This window comes from Cohnella sp. GbtcB17, from assembly GCF_019091135.1.
Lineage (GTDB): Bacteria > Bacillota > Bacilli > Paenibacillales > Paenibacillaceae > Cohnella.
Genome location: NZ_JAGXJW010000016.1, coordinates 78,832 through 92,494, shown reverse-complemented (window position 1 = coordinate 92,494; position 13,663 = coordinate 78,832). Strand labels below are relative to the sequence as shown.

The following is a 13,663-nucleotide window of genomic DNA, read 5'->3' as shown; positions in this document are numbered from 1 at the left end:
GAGGCGGGTTATGAATTTTACGATCCGGAAAAAAATATTGACCGGTTTTTTGGGCGTCATCCTTCTTATTGGCCTTATAAGCGCGATCTCGTACGTTCAGATTCAGCGCGTCAACGATTCCTATTCGGACCTCGTCGGCCGCCGGTCCGCGATTCTGGTGCAGGCCAAAGAAATTCAAAGCTTGGCGTCCAAAGAAAACGGCAGCCTGCGCAGCGCGCTGCTTCAGGAGAAGGGCGCCTACGGGGCGCTTGCGAAGGCGATATCCAGCCTTGACGAGGCGATTCAGACGGCCCAAAAATTGTCCGGGAGCGAAGAGACGAAGGATACGCTGCAGGAACTGGCCGCGTTGAATGCCGCGTTTAAAAAAGAATCGGACACGGTGCTCGCCTTTTTGCGGACCGATTCGGCGACGGCGAAGCAGCATTTCGTGGACAAGGCATTGCCCATCACCGTGAAGATCGGGGAGTCGGCGGACCGAATCGCCCAAGACCAATCCCGATTCATGGAGGAAGGCAGCCGGGCGAATTCGCGGCTCGTGTCGTCCGTCATTCTGACCGTGCTCGCGCTAAGCATCGTTTCCTTGCTGCTGGCAGTCGCCATCGCGCTTCTCATCTCCCGTGTCATCTCGCGTCCGATTCTGGCGCTGGTAGGCGGAGCGGAGAAGATCGCTTCGGGCGATCTGACGCAGCCGGACATTCAAGTGAAAAATAAAGATGAAATCGCCCGGCTGGCGGCTTCCTTCAACCTGATGAAGTCCAATCTGCGGCAGCTCGTCCGCGAAGTAGGCATGAATACGGACCAGGTCGCGTCCACTTCCGAGCAGCTGTCGGCCGGTGCCGAACAGACGAGCAAAGCCACCGAGCAAATCTCGGCATCGATCCAGGAGGTAGCCGAGGGCGCAGCCCAGCAAGTATCCAATGTAACTGCGGCGGCCCAAGCGGCCGAAGAGATCTCGGAGGGGATGGAGCAAGCCTCGTCCTCTATCCAGCGAGTGGCGGCGCTCAACGCCGATGCCAAAGACAAAGCGGATGCCGGCAATCAGGTCGTGGGACGGGCGGTCGCACAGATGAATCTCATGAGCGGCTCGGTCAGCGAGACGGCGGCCGTCGTATACGCCTTGAGCGAGAAGTCCAAAGCGATCCACCAGATCGCCGCGATGATCGCGGACATCACCGCCCAGACGAACATCCTGTCTCTCAATGCCGCCATCGAGGCTACGCGGGCCGGTGTGCATGGCCGCGGCTTTGCCGCCGTGGCCAGCGAGATAAGGCGGCTGGCCGAGCAGTCTACCGAGGCGGCCGGGCAAGTTCGCGAGCTGATTCAAGAGATGCAGACAGAAGCTGACAAAGCGGTACGAGCGATGGATGAGGGGACGGCCGTCGTCCGGGCGGGCATCGAGCTCGTGAACCGATCGGGCGAATCTTTCTCGCTCATCGCCGGTGCCGTCGAACAGGCGGCGGTCGAGTCGCATGAAGTCGCTTCGATCGCAGAGCAAGTGAACGCAAGCGCGCAGAGCATGGTCAAATGGATGGAGGACGTAGCCGCCATTGCCGAGCAATCGGCCGCCAATATGCAAAACGTGGCCGCTTCGTCGGAAGAACAGAACGCGGCGATGGAGGAAGTGTCCGCGTCGGCCGAAGCCCTCAGCAAAATGGCGCAGGAGCTGCAGCAATCGATCGGTCGATTCAAGGCCTGAATTGTACAAAATATACAGCAATGTTCAATACCTACCGTATCCGCCCGCCGGACGGGGTGCTAACGTAGATGACGCACCACCTATCCGAGCGGGCGCGCCCGCTCTATCCAAAGGAGCGAATTGATATGATTCAAGCAGTATGGCAACCGCGCAAAGCGCTCGCGACGCTGACCGTCCTCGGTATGCTGCTCGCCGGCGCGAGCGCCGCATCCGCGGCGACCGTGCTCGAGAGCGAGAGCAACAACTCGGCTGCCACGGCGGACGCGGTCAGCATCGGAGACACCGTGCTTGGACAGTTGAACGGACCGGGCGGCGGCGCGGACAATGATTACTTCGCGTTCGCGGCGCCGACCGGCGGCACCGTAACGGTGACCTTTTCGTCCGACGGCGGGACGAGCGAGATCGTCAATCAGTATATCTCCATCATCGACGCGACAACCGCAACGACGCTCGCCACCGGCGGCATCACGCCGACAAACCCGTCGCGGACGATTACCTTCAGCAAGACGGCGGGCCATACCTACCACGTCGTGGTCATCAAGCCGACGGGATTTCCCGCGCTGTACGGCTACCATCTCGCGATCTCCTGATTTTTTTGCGGTATTTCCAACCTTCTCCTATGTGCGGAAAAGCGCCCTCGGGCGCTTTTTCCATTTGTGGCTCAGATTGCGGACCGGTTAAACGGGAGCGCGTGCGCCCCCTCTTTAATTCCCGTTAGGATGGTCCTTCGTATAAGCGATCTAATATCCAGACCGAAGCATACATCCAAATGATCATGAGGATACCTACGGGTATGAACAAACCTTCTCGAAAGATTAACAAATGACAGATATGTCCTACATAAATCATTGCACCTATAACTGCAAAGACTGCTGCTTTCCATACCCAATGTTTCCGTAAGTAACCCCAAACCATGATTGGATATGAGATAGAAAAAAAGACTATATATAGACCGTACCGGCTTATTTTAGGGTTGGAGAGCAAAGTTGCATTAAAGCGCATAAGTCCGAACAAGTCGAGAACGCCCCAAAGAAAGAGAATCGTACAGACCGGGAACATTCCTAATAAGATATATCCGTAGTAGTATATCGTTCGAAGCCCCCGGACTAGGCGGGAGTACATCCATTTCGCAATGGCAAACATCAGGAGTAATCCAATGAATGTCATCCAGGTTCTCCACCAATGTTGACTGTATATCCCCAACGCCTTAAAAAGTTCTTCCATAACGCAGTAAAGGAAGGCAATGACCGCATACCAGGAAAACGGCTTTTGACGAACCGTCAAAAACAATGCGGATGCCGCCACGGCGGTTTGCGAGAACAGGTTGCCCACTAACGCATCATTAAAGGGATCAAGGTCTGGACTTTGGATAATCTTCGGATAATATACATAGGCATCTAGGAAAATAAGAATAAATGTCTCGAAATATAGCGGAAGACCGACAAGCGTCAAATAGAAAGCAAAGGTTCTGCAGCGGTTCTCTGAGACGTACACGGTATAAACCACTTGAAATGCGGTTGCGGCACCTAATAACAAATACCAGATCGTATTGGACCAGAAGTGGCTCATAACCGTTCCCTTTCCCATAAAGGGTATATTGCAAAAGCAAAGTAGAACTATTCTAACCATTTTTGGGGCGCAAAAAACCGGCATGGGTACTCGTTATGGTTCTTCTTTTCTGACAACGACACCTTAGAGAATGGCTGTTCCAGTAATTCTACTGGGACCGCCGTTTCTTTTTTGCATCCCTATCGGCCGTTCCGTGCGTCTATAGCGTGTAAATAGAGTCGAAAAAGCCAATCATTTTAAAAAAAATTCGCCCGCCATGAAAAATATCCGCACCCTCAGTTGTATTCAAAGGGAAAGGAGGTGCTGAGGTGTACAATTCATTTGAGCTCAATGAATCTGTGCGACGGGCCTTGGATCGCTATTCGCAAAGTCTGATCAAGATCGCCTTCGCCTACTTGAAAAATATGGCCGATGCGGAAGAGGTGGCGCAGGACGTATTCCTCGCCTATCTTCAGAAGCGCCCCGTATTCGAAAATAACGAGCACGAAAAAGCGTGGCTCATTCGCACGACGATCAACAAAAGCAAAAACATGCTCAAAGCCGGTTGGTTCAGAAGCCGCAATCCGGTTCCCGAAAACCTGAGCTACCTCCCACGGGAAGAGAACGAGGTTCTGCAGGCCGTGCTGGCGCTCGACAAGAAGTACCGGATTCCAATTCACCTGCACTACTACGAAGGCTACTCGATCCAGGAGATCGCGGACATTTTGCAGGCCAAGCCCGCCACGGTCGGGACCTGGCTCGCCAGAGGACGGATGCTGTTAAAAGAGAAGATCGGAGGCGCAGAGGATGAAGCGTTCAGTATATAAATCCGCGATGTCTCATTTGAAAACGAGCGAGGACTTCAACGAAGCCACGTATCAGAAGCTAATGCGCGAAATGGAAAAATCGGAGCAGAACGGCCCGATCGATCAAACACAATCCAAGGAGATGGTTAAAATGGAAAAGGCAAAAAAGAAGACGTTGACGGGTTGGACAGTCGGGGTAGCGGCGTGTGCGGTGCTGGCGGTCGGTATTTTCGCAATCAATCAGAACGGTCCGACGAAGGATTCGGTCGCTTCCCCAACAGTTTCTCCGTCGGCGACGGCACAGCCCACATCGGTCGTGTCCGAACGGCCGCCGATCCTGGGCAAGGTCCAGGTCAACATCGACGGCGTTATCACCGAAGTGAGCGCGGACGGCAAGAGCTTTAAGGTCGGCGATCTGTGGGTAGAAGTCACGGATCAGACGAAGCTGGGCAGCAACGAGCCGACGGCGACCGCCCCGTCCGAGGAGCTGCTGCAAAAGGAGTTCAAGGTCGGCAACATCGTGTCCGGCTTTACCTCTCAGGACGTCTCGTCCGGCCGCGTGACGGCTGACGTCATCTACAACAATATGGCACCTGCGAAGGAGGAAGCGCCGATCAAAGGGAAAGCGATGGTCAACATCGACGGCGTTATCTCGGAAGTAAGTGCGGACGGCAAAAGCTTCAAGGTCGGCGACCTGTGGGTGACGATCACGCCGGACACCGCCATGGGCATCGACGGCCCGACGGCCGCAGAACCGTCCGAAGAGCTGCTGCAAAAGGAGTTCAAAGTCGGCAACATCGTGTCGGGCTACACAAGCGAAGACGTGTCTACGGGCAAAGTGAACGCTACGCGCATTTACAACAATATGGCGCCGCAGCAGTAACGCAAAAAAGGCAGTCCGCGAGGACTGCCTTTTTTGCGCGATTAGACGGTGTAAACGGCGGCGCTGAGGTTGATCGGTCCGATAACGGTGGCGGTCAAGGCTGCGGACAGCTTCTCGATCGACAGCGTGTAGGCATGATGTCCGGGCGTCGCGTTGTCGAAGGCTTGGAGCGTGACGACGTAGAATTGCTCGAAGCCGGCCTCGATGCCTTGGCGCGAGTAGTAGATCTCTTGTCCGTCGCGGAAGAGACGGAACAATACGCTACCGGTGCCGATGTCGCCGCGAAGGCCGACAGAAGCCGTGAGCTGGACCGTGTTCGGGATCGAAGGGACGGCCGCGATGACGGTGGCGAGGCCGACGCCTTGCGGCGTCTGAGGCACCGGGATTTGCACGCCGTCCGTAATCGGAGTGACCGACGTTGCATTGTAAGTGACGACTGACATTGTTGTTCACCTCCCTGCGTTAGAGATAGAATAGAATATGACAGGCTGTCGGCGTCGGAATGGACAAACCGCTCACGATAAAAGCACCATTTTTAAATGCAAGACGATGGGCCGAGTAGGATGAACGGCAGGCAAACGGGAGGTTGTTCGAAATGGCGCAAGAAGCGTGGGCATGCCGCCCGGTTACGATTGAGGATGCACAGACCGTGGCGACGCTGGCCTCGGAGATCTGGCACGAATATTACGGGGCGCTTCTGTCCCTTGAGCAGATCGTGTATATGGTGGACAAGTTCCAGTCGCCGGGCGCGATTGCGGATCAGATTGCGCATCAGGGCTACGAATATTATCTGATGCAGGCCAACGGCGCCAACGTCGGATATATGGCCGTTCAAGCGAAGGACGGGAAGCTGTTTTTGAGCAAGCTGTACGTGCTGAAGGCGCAGCGGGGACAAGGCTATGCGAGCCGCACCATGGATTTTCTGATGCGGCTGTGCCGCGAGCGCGGTCTTGGCGCCATCTGGCTGACCGTCAATCGGCACAACGAAGCTTCGATATCGGTGTACGAAAAGAAGGGCTTCCGCAAAGTGCGCGAGCAGGTCGCGGATATCGGGAACGGCTACGTGATGGACGATTATATCATGGAGAAAGAAATCCGCGAGACGGACGGCTGATGCGGGTCGCGAATAGGTGAGCAGATGGCGTCGGACTCGGGGGGACGTTATGAACCCCGATCAAAGCTAAAAAACGCTGGAAATCCCGAAATAGCGTTACCTGAGTCCGCGAGAGGCCGCGAATCGAGATCGGAGCAAGGTTAACGGCTCCTCGATCCGAAAGCGCCGCTATAGGAGCAAACCGCCGTGCCGAGAGAGGAAAGCGAATTTGCAAGGGAGAAGTAGGCGCCGCAGCGTGCAGCGAATGCGCTATCATCCTCGTTCCCCCGCCTTTTAGCCTAAGTGCCGGTATTCAAATAGGTACTTCGGCCCCGTAAATAAATTGGAAAATTCATCTATAATGAAAAATAACATCATTCGACACGAATCAACATTTATTCAGAAAAGGTGAATTCATCGATGTTTTCTCCCTTCCTAAAGAAGAAGAACGGCGCGGAGCAGCAGCCTTCGCGCGAAGAAATAGACTTGAGGAAGGAAGCGCCGGAGGCCCCGGTCGAGGGAACGGCCTTCGCGAAGGGGGCGGAGGATGGCGAAGCGTCGTCGGACGCGGCTATAGTGCCTAGGAGCCATATGGACAAAAGGTCGCTCGATCTGATTTTTGCCGTCGAACAGATGATCAAGGAAAAGCAGCATGTCGAGATGAGCCATCGGGATCTGGAGGATCGGCTCAATCATGCGAACGGCCAGACCGACCGCCTGAACCGGGATCTTAGAAACCTGGGCAAGGTCGTCGAGGAGCGCGAGAAAAGCATCCAAGAGCTTGAGCGGCGGCTGGTCGACAAAAATCTGAAGGTCGATCAGATGATGGAGGATTACCGGGAGCTGCAGGCCGCGCTTGCCGGCGAGATCGAGGAGCTCAAGGGCATGCTCGAGCTCGAGCGCCAGAACTACGCGGGGCTGCTCCAGAAGTACAACGGCACCTCCGCGGAGAAGAACAAAAAGATCGGCGAGCTTGAGGAAAAGAGCGAGCGGCTCGAGTCGGAGCTCGCCCAAATGAAGCAAAAATTCGACGCCCTGCGCCAGGAGAAGACGCATCTGCTGACGATCGTGAACGACTTCACCAGCCGGCTGACATCGCCGTTCGGCTCGAACGCGGGCAGGACGGACGGCGTCTCGGCCGACTAAGGCTTTTTCAATCGGGACCGGGAGCAGAAGGGCGAAGAAGTCATGAAGACTTACAGCATTCAGGTAATGGAGCTGCTGTCGCTCGGGCGTACCGAGGACGGTAGAAACCGGATAGAAATCGCCATGTCCTGCGAAGACAGGCAGCATACGTACGCCATCGATATCGACGAGCTTACTTATTTGGAATTGGAAGCCTTGCGGCCGCTGGACGGCGGCCGGGCGAGGCTCTCGCCCTATCCCAAGTGGGATCCGTACAGGCAAGCGTATTATAGCGCGCTGGTCCGGATGACGAACGCATTGCAGGACACGCTGTACTTCACCTGCAGCGAAGCGTATCTGGCGCAGATTCGCCGGATCAGGCAGGGCGATCCTTCGCTTCTCGCGCCGGACGGAGGAGGCGGGAAGATCGGACAGGAGCGGCCTGCCCGGAGCCGGGGGCTGCTGCCGCGGAAGCTTGCTGCATACGGTCCGAGGCTGTCGGCGCTGCTCCTGCTGCTGCTATGCGGAGCAGCGGTCGTCCTCTATGTGTCCACCGGCGGCAGGGCGGATGCACTGCCCGGCGGTGAGGCGCTTGGCGCCGAGACGAAGCCGGCCGGCGTTGCGGAGACGAGCGCCGCGGTCGAGCCTGTCGAGCCTGTCGCCGCGCAGGACAATGTCAAGGAAGCGGCGGTTCATGCGGACGTCCGCGCAGACGCGAATGAGGCTGCCGATGCAGAGGTCGCCGCGATTCCCGCCAAGCAGGCGGCGCCCGCGCAAGCCTCGCTTCAGCAGGACGCCAAGGCAACCGGATTCGTCGTCGTGGACGTCGACGCGAAGAAGAAATTCTTCGGGCTGCCCAAGGATGAAGTCGCCCTGACCTTCGATGACGGGCCGTCCCCGCTTACGAAGAAGATCGTGGATATTTTAACTGCGCACAAGATCGCGGCGACGTTCCTGTTCGTCGGAAAAAACGCGGAGCGCCATCCGGAAGGCGTAGTCTACGCGCACGAGCACGGTATGTCGGTCGGGAATCACTCATGGGATCACAGCGTGCTTACCAAGGCCTCCGCGAAGGATCGTAGCAAAAATTTGTCCATGACGAGTAGTCTGCTGGAGTCGTTGACCGGCGAGAAGGTGACCCTGTTCCGGCCGCCGTACGGCGCCGTCGACGATGCGCTCGTATCCGCAGCCGCGAAGGAGCGGATGAAGACGATCCTGTGGAACCGGGATCCGGAGGACTGGAACGCCAAAAATGCCGACGACATCATCCGGTATTTCCGCGAGGTCGAGGCTGCTGGCGGCGTGTACGTAATGCACGAAGACCAGCACACGGTAGAAGCTTTGCCTGCCATCATCAAGTATCTAAAAGCGAAGGATTTAAAGTTCGTTATTTTTAAATAAGCGCTGACAAAAAAAACGGCTTTCTCACGAAAGCCGTTTTTGGCGCGCGCGGCGCTAATGAAGCGCGCTAGTCGTTGTTCGCGGCGAACTCGGGACAGTCCGCCGGGCGATCAGCTCCGCGATCAAGGCCAGCAGCAGGATCGTGGCATAGACGCTGACCGCGTATGCCGTCGCATAGGGCACGCCGAACGCGCGCGTCAGCGCCATCTCGAGCAGATGGATGGACAGATTGGTGAAGCAGAACGCGTAGCTGCGAATCATCCACCGGCGATGCCGGTCGACTTGCTTGCGCCGGATCGTCACGAAGGCGGCGATCGTCACGGCGATCCAGATCATGTTCAGCAGGTTAAAAGCCATCGATACCGCACGGCCGCCGGTCGCGTAAGGCGCCAGGTAGCCCGACGTCACGACGACGACCAGCACGCTAAAGAGGTATAGATAACCGACCGCCCGATGGCGGCCTCTGCGCACGCCCGGCGGGCGGCCCGCGAAGTTGAGCGCACCGGCCAGCAGCGCCAGGCAGGCGAACGCGATGTGGACATCCAGTACGCGCAACCATGCCGTCAGCCGAAGCGGACGCGCGAGATCGGTCTTGTGGGCGAGGAAGGCGGCGAACTGCGGATCGAGGACGAACCGGTTCAGCAGCGTCCAGACGACGAAGCCGATCGCGACGATAACGAGGGCGCGCAGCGACGCCTTAGCGTTCATCGCTGCGTCTGCGGAAGCCGCGTCCATCGCGAAGCCGGGAGAACCTGAAGGCGACGAAAACGAAGAGGGAGACCCCGAACCAGAGATTGGCCGTGAGCAGAAGTTGACCGTGAAACGACATGCGAACAGCTCCTTAAATGAGATTTAGGCTAACGGGATGCAGGCAAGCCCTTCGTTTAAGCATAATCGGATCTTGTCTCGAAAGGGGGCGTTCATCCGTCACGAAACCGTCAACGAACGATCACGAAGCTTGCCCGTAAGACGTACGGAGAGCCCGAAGTGCTATACTGAAGGGACCAAAGAAAGGCCGCCGGCTGCGGCCGGCGAGAAGGCGGGTACCGAACATGCAGCAACGGACGATTCTGGTCGTGGACGATGACGAGAGCATCGTGGAGCTGATGCGCGACTTTCTGGAAAACGACGGATTCCGCGTTTCGACGGCGCTCCGCGCAGAGGAGGCGATGGCGACGTTCCAGGCATCCGACGTCCATCTCATTCTGCTGGCCATCATAATGCCGGGGCTGGACGGCTTCGAGCTCTGCCGCAGGATCCGCGCGATCAGCGGCGTGCCGATCCTGTTCCTCAGCGCGCGGGACGACGACATGCACAAGATTCGGGGCCTCGGCATCGGCGGCGACGATTACATCGTCAAGACAGCATCCCCCAGCGAGATCGTCGCGCGGGTGAAGGCTGCGCTGCGGCGCGCCGAGGCTCCTCCGATGCATGCCGGACCGCGGCTGCTTGACTTCGGCCGTCTGCAGGTAGACCCGGCCAGCCGCGACGTGAAGGTCGACGGCGTCAGCGTGCCGCTGACGCCGAGGGAGTACGACCTGCTGCGGCTGCTGTGCGAGCGTCCCGGCCAAGTGATCACTTACGAGCAGCTGCTCCGGCAATTCTGGGAAGGGATCGGCGACAAGCACACCGTCCGCGTCCATATCGCCCGACTGCGGGAGAAGATCGAGCTCGATTTGGACCAGCCCGGCTATGTGGCGAACGTATGGGGCGTCGGCTACCGCTTCGAGGGCAAGCCCCGATGAGGCGCCTGCGGATTCGAAGCTTGCTGGTGCTCTCGCTGCTGGCGGTCCTGACGCTCACCTGGACGACGTACGCGATCGCTGCGATCGCCGACGCGGGCGGGCTTCATCTCGGAGAAGGGGCGCCGAGCCGGATCGGCATCTGGATCGCCGCGCTGTCCGGCGTGCTGCTGGTCGCCGCGCTCCTCGAATATGGCCTGCGCCGATGGATTGCGAAGCCGCTGGAGGCGATGGGGCGGAGCGCCCGGGAGATCGCCGGGGGCGATCTGGACATCGTCCTGCCCGAATCCCGGATCCGGGAGATCGCGGAGGTGCGGGACGGCTTCGAGGCGATGCTCGCCGGACTCAGGCAGTCTTTGGCGGAACGGGAGGCGCTGGAGGAGGAACGCCGATTTTTCATCGGAGCGATCGCCCATGACTTACGGACGCCCCTGTTCGCGTTAAGAGGGTATCTCGAAGGGCTGGAGCAAGGCATCGCCGCTTCGCCGGAGCAGGCGAAGAGATACGTCGCGGTATGTCAGGACAAGGCCGGCCAGCTTGACCGTCTCGTCTCGGATCTGTTCGCGTTCGTGAAGACGGAATATCCCCGCGCGGCGCTGGACGGAGAGACGCTGGATCTGGCGGCGGAGGTCCACCGTGCCGTCGAAGGCGTGCGCGGAGCGGCGCAAGCGAAGGGTGTATCGATCGTGGCGGAGCCCCCGGGCGCCGAATCTTGCGCCGTGCGCGGCGACGCCCACCAGCTCTCCCGTGCGTTCGGCAATCTGCACGACAATGCGGTGAGACACGTCCCGCAGCAGGGGGCCGTGGTCGTGCGCTGCAAGCCGGAGGGCGACCGCGTCGTCGTCGTCGTCAGGGACACGGGCGCGGGGTTTGCCCCCGAGGACCTTGCCCGGGCTTTCGAGCCCCTGTACCGGGGCGAGTCGTCTCGCAGCCGGGATACGGGAGGTGCGGGGCTGGGGCTGGCGATCGCGCGGCGCATCTTTCGCGCGCACGGCGGGGACCTGACCGCAGCCAATCGGCCGGAGGGCGGGGCGGAGCTGCGCGGCTGGATTCCGGCCTCGCGCGCCTAGGCCGTATGGGACGTCTACCCGTCAAGAGGGCCTAAGCGTGTAGACCGTCTGGATCGTCTAGAACGTCCAGGCGTCTAGGTCGTCTATACAGTTCCGATCGTGCAGCACCATCCTGCGAAAGTGCATCCAAGGCTGGAAGGAGGTTCTTGGCGCTCAAGACAGTGCCGATAAGCGCAAATGGGCATTACCGCCACCACTGTGTGTCGCTCAAGACAGTGCCGATAAGCGCAAATGGGCACTAACGCCACCACTGTGTCGCTCAGGACGGCGGCGATAAGCGCAAACGGGCACTAACGCCGCCACTGTGTCGCTCAAGACGGCGCCGATAAACGCAAACGGGCACTAACGCCACCCCTGCAGCGCTCAAGACGATGCCCATATTGAGAACGATTGGTAAAAATAATTCTTTACTGATCGTTCTCAATATGTTATTCTGTATTCAGAAGCAAGGACGCGGAACGGCCATCGGTCCTCATTCAAGAACGATCGTTCCCGTTAAATGCGCATAATGAGAAGAGGAGTTGGACGGCATGCGTTACTTTGAATCGAAGCACGGCAAGGTCTCTTGGGACGACGAGCTGCGAAGCGTTGTCATCGAGTGGAAGGGGTTCGCATACGGCGAGGAATTTCAGACGATTCTGCTCAAGGGCGCGGATCTGCTGAAGCTGCGATACGGCAGCAAGGTGCTGATGGATATTCGCGAGGGCTCGGCGATCAAGGCCGAGGACAAGGCATGGATCGGAGAGTTTTTCATCCGGCGCGCTTACGAGAGCGGGCTTCGTCATCTGGCCATGCTCGAGCCGCATAGCGCAATCGCCAGGATGAGCGTGAATCGCACGGTCGAGGGTCTCGGCACGCTGCCTTACCGGCAAGAGAGCTTCGAGGATCGGGACGAAGCCGTACGCTGGCTGTCGGCGCAGGGGCGGGAGCTGCGCGCGATCGGTTGAGGATCGCACGCTTACATGAGCGGCTTGCCTTGCCCTTTCTTTACCGGTCGTTCTCAAAATGCTATGATGGGGATCGGGAGGGAATTTTAATGGCCAGAAGCAAAGAGTTCGAAGAAGCCGCTGTCCTGGAAAAAGCGATGAAGCTGTTCTGGGAGCAAGGCTACGAGAAAACGTCGCTGAACGATCTCGTCGAGCATATGGGCATCCATCGCAGGAGTCTTTACGATACGTTTACCGACAAGCACACCTTGTTCCTCAAGGCGCTGGAACGGTTCGAGGACCGGATCGGCGACCGGCTGACAGCCTGCGTCAAGCGGTCCCGGTCGGCCGGAGAAGCGCTGCGGCTCGTCTTTGGCTTCATCATCCACGGGGAAGAAGATGCGCCTGCCGGCTGCATGCTCGTCAACTCGGCCGCCGAGCTGGCGCTGCGGGATGCGGAGGTGGACGCGAAGGCACGCGAAGCGTTCGCGAGCACGGAGCGTCTGCTTGCTGAGATCGTCGTCCGGGGACAGGAGAGCGGGGAGTTCACCAAGCGGTACGACGCTGCGGAACTCGCGGAATATTTGCACAATGCGCTGACGGGACTTCGCGTCATGACGCGGACGACGACCGCGAAGGAGAAGCTCGAACGAACCGCCGAATTGACGATGCGCATTTTGGAGCCTTAAGCGCATCGCCCTTTTTTTCAACATTCTAGAACGATCATTCCCAATACTTCAATACAAGGAGCGTGCTTATGAAAACGTTGATTATCGTCGCTCACCCGGATCTGTCGCAATCCCGAATCAACAGGGCTTGGGCCGAACGTCTCAGGCTGCTGCCCGACATGACCGTGCACGAGCTGTATCCGACGTATCCCGACCGTCGAATCGACGTGCGCCGCGAGCAGGCGCTTCTGGACGCCCATGACCGAATCATTTTCCAATATCCGCTCTACTGGTACAGTACGCCTCCGCTGCTCAAGCAGTGGTTCGACGAAGTGCTGGCGCCGGTTTGGGCATTCGGTCCGGGCGGCGAGCATCTGAAGGGCAAGGAGATCGGCATCGCCATATCGACGGCGGGGACGGCGGCTTCGTATCGGCCCGGCGGATACAATCTGTTCACAATCGGGGATATCGCTAAGCCGATCGAAGCGCTGGCAAATTACGTCGGCGCGCATTACCTGCCGCCCTTCGCCACGCATGGCGCAAGACATTTGACGGATGAACAGCTGGCCGAAAGCGCAGAAGCGTACGTACGTCACCTGGCGACCGCGAGTCGCGTAACAGCGGCGGACCTCGTCGCAAGCAACGGGTAATGACGTCGGTCGGCCACAGCAAATATCGGAATGACGGCTTTTATCCGAAGATCGA

At 58.5% G+C, this 13,663-nt stretch carries 15 protein-coding genes; 12 read left to right on the top strand and 3 right to left on the bottom strand.

The annotated features are described in order from the left end of the window. Positions 1-10: 10 nt before the first annotated feature. Both KVT38_RS11080 and KVT38_RS11075 read left to right on the top strand, forming a co-directional pair. Entirely contained in the window at positions 11-1,696 is a 1,686-nt protein-coding gene (locus tag KVT38_RS11080) for a methyl-accepting chemotaxis protein (protein WP_217593779.1), read from the top strand. Between the two features lie 125 nt (positions 1,697-1,821). Beyond that, positions 1,822-2,286: a hypothetical protein gene (locus KVT38_RS11075; RefSeq protein ID WP_217593778.1), complete on the top strand. Its 465-nt coding sequence runs from the start codon at positions 1,822-1,824 to the stop codon at positions 2,284-2,286. Between the two features lie 124 nt (positions 2,287-2,410). Here the strand turns inward: KVT38_RS11075 and KVT38_RS11070 are convergent, their stop codons facing one another. Continuing rightward, complete coding sequence (locus KVT38_RS11070; RefSeq protein ID WP_217593777.1) at positions 2,411-3,265, bottom strand: hypothetical protein; 855 nt, start codon at positions 3,263-3,265, stop codon at positions 2,411-2,413. A gap of 308 nt (positions 3,266-3,573) precedes the next feature. Here KVT38_RS11070 and KVT38_RS11065 point away from each other — a divergent pair, with 308 nt between their 5' ends. Beyond that, entirely contained in the window at positions 3,574-4,071 is a 498-nt protein-coding gene (locus tag KVT38_RS11065) for an RNA polymerase sigma factor (RefSeq protein ID WP_090116672.1), read from the top strand. Next, positions 4,052-4,933, top strand: coding sequence for a DUF5666 domain-containing protein (locus tag KVT38_RS11060; RefSeq protein ID WP_217593776.1), 882 nt, complete (start codon positions 4,052-4,054; stop codon positions 4,931-4,933). The genes KVT38_RS11065 and KVT38_RS11060 overlap by 20 nt, the downstream gene beginning before the upstream one ends. Before the next feature lie 41 nt (positions 4,934-4,974). Here the strand turns inward: KVT38_RS11060 and KVT38_RS11055 are convergent, their stop codons facing one another. Beyond that, positions 4,975-5,376 carry an exosporium protein C gene (locus KVT38_RS11055; RefSeq protein WP_217593775.1) on the bottom strand — a complete coding sequence of 134 codons (402 nt, stop codon included), beginning with the start codon at positions 5,374-5,376 and terminating at the stop codon, positions 4,975-4,977. 152 nt (positions 5,377-5,528) lie between these two features. Here KVT38_RS11055 and KVT38_RS11050 point away from each other — a divergent pair, with 152 nt between their 5' ends. From KVT38_RS11050 to KVT38_RS11040, 3 genes are all read left to right on the top strand, one after another. After that, on the top strand, positions 5,529-6,047 hold the full coding sequence (locus KVT38_RS11050) for a GNAT family N-acetyltransferase (protein ID WP_217593774.1): 519 nt from the start codon (positions 5,529-5,531) through the stop codon (positions 6,045-6,047). A gap of 399 nt (positions 6,048-6,446) precedes the next feature. Further along, positions 6,447-7,172 (top strand): hypothetical protein, encoded by a 726-nt coding sequence (locus KVT38_RS11045; protein ID WP_217593773.1) that lies wholly within the window; start codon positions 6,447-6,449, stop codon positions 7,170-7,172. Between the two features lie 42 nt (positions 7,173-7,214). Beyond that, positions 7,215-8,552, top strand: coding sequence for a polysaccharide deacetylase family protein (locus tag KVT38_RS11040; RefSeq protein WP_217593772.1), 1,338 nt, complete (start codon positions 7,215-7,217; stop codon positions 8,550-8,552). Between the two features lie 54 nt (positions 8,553-8,606). Here KVT38_RS11040 and KVT38_RS11035 read toward each other — a convergent pair whose 3' ends face one another. Beyond that, the gene (locus KVT38_RS11035; protein ID WP_217593771.1) at positions 8,607-9,260 is read right to left on the bottom strand and encodes a DUF2306 domain-containing protein; all 654 of its coding nucleotides are present in this window, start codon (positions 9,258-9,260) and stop codon (positions 8,607-8,609) included. Positions 9,261-9,604: 344 nt separating this feature from the next. Here KVT38_RS11035 and KVT38_RS11030 point away from each other — a divergent pair, with 344 nt between their 5' ends. The 5 genes from KVT38_RS11030 (at position 9,605) to KVT38_RS11010 (ending at position 13,608) form a co-directional block, all read left to right on the top strand. After that, positions 9,605-10,297, top strand: coding sequence for a response regulator transcription factor (locus KVT38_RS11030; RefSeq protein ID WP_217593770.1), 693 nt, complete (start codon positions 9,605-9,607; stop codon positions 10,295-10,297). Beyond that, a complete protein-coding gene (locus KVT38_RS11025; protein WP_217593769.1) occupies positions 10,294-11,364 on the top strand; it encodes a HAMP domain-containing sensor histidine kinase in 1,071 nt (356 codons plus the stop codon). Before KVT38_RS11030 ends, KVT38_RS11025 begins: the two co-directional genes overlap by 4 nt. 530 nt (positions 11,365-11,894) lie before the next feature. Further along, the gene (locus KVT38_RS11020; protein ID WP_217593768.1) at positions 11,895-12,311 is read left to right on the top strand and encodes a hypothetical protein; all 417 of its coding nucleotides are present in this window, start codon (positions 11,895-11,897) and stop codon (positions 12,309-12,311) included. 89 nt (positions 12,312-12,400) lie between these two features. Next, positions 12,401-12,979, top strand: coding sequence for a TetR/AcrR family transcriptional regulator (locus tag KVT38_RS11015; protein ID WP_217593767.1), 579 nt, complete (start codon positions 12,401-12,403; stop codon positions 12,977-12,979). Positions 12,980-13,047: 68 nt separating this feature from the next. Beyond that, positions 13,048-13,608 carry an NAD(P)H-dependent oxidoreductase gene (locus tag KVT38_RS11010; protein ID WP_217593766.1) on the top strand — a complete coding sequence of 187 codons (561 nt, stop codon included), beginning with the start codon at positions 13,048-13,050 and terminating at the stop codon, positions 13,606-13,608. Positions 13,609-13,663 lie beyond the last annotated feature (55 nt).

Bases quoted from the DNA above. Each gene is read 5' to 3' on its own strand.
- KVT38_RS11080 (WP_217593779.1), top strand. From the start codon at position 11: ATGAATTTTACGATCCGGAAAAAAATATTGACCGGTTTTTTGGGCGTC.
- KVT38_RS11075 (WP_217593778.1), top strand. From the start codon at position 1,822: ATGATTCAAGCAGTATGGCAACCGCGCAAAGCGCTCGCGACGCTGACC.
- KVT38_RS11070 (WP_217593777.1), bottom strand. From the start codon at position 3,265: ATGAGCCACTTCTGGTCCAATACGATCTGGTATTTGTTATTAGGTGCC.
- KVT38_RS11060 (WP_217593776.1), top strand. From the start codon at position 4,052: ATGAAGCGTTCAGTATATAAATCCGCGATGTCTCATTTGAAAACGAGC.
- KVT38_RS11055 (WP_217593775.1), bottom strand. From the start codon at position 5,376: ATGTCAGTCGTCACTTACAATGCAACGTCGGTCACTCCGATTACGGAC.
- KVT38_RS11050 (WP_217593774.1), top strand. From the start codon at position 5,529: ATGGCGCAAGAAGCGTGGGCATGCCGCCCGGTTACGATTGAGGATGCA.
- KVT38_RS11045 (WP_217593773.1), top strand. From the start codon at position 6,447: ATGTTTTCTCCCTTCCTAAAGAAGAAGAACGGCGCGGAGCAGCAGCCT.
- KVT38_RS11040 (WP_217593772.1), top strand. From the start codon at position 7,215: ATGAAGACTTACAGCATTCAGGTAATGGAGCTGCTGTCGCTCGGGCGT.
- KVT38_RS11035 (WP_217593771.1), bottom strand. From the start codon at position 9,260: ATGAACGCTAAGGCGTCGCTGCGCGCCCTCGTTATCGTCGCGATCGGC.
- KVT38_RS11030 (WP_217593770.1), top strand. From the start codon at position 9,605: ATGCAGCAACGGACGATTCTGGTCGTGGACGATGACGAGAGCATCGTG.
- KVT38_RS11025 (WP_217593769.1), top strand. From the start codon at position 10,294: ATGAGGCGCCTGCGGATTCGAAGCTTGCTGGTGCTCTCGCTGCTGGCG.
- KVT38_RS11020 (WP_217593768.1), top strand. From the start codon at position 11,895: ATGCGTTACTTTGAATCGAAGCACGGCAAGGTCTCTTGGGACGACGAG.
- KVT38_RS11015 (WP_217593767.1), top strand. From the start codon at position 12,401: ATGGCCAGAAGCAAAGAGTTCGAAGAAGCCGCTGTCCTGGAAAAAGCG.
- KVT38_RS11010 (WP_217593766.1), top strand. From the start codon at position 13,048: ATGAAAACGTTGATTATCGTCGCTCACCCGGATCTGTCGCAATCCCGA.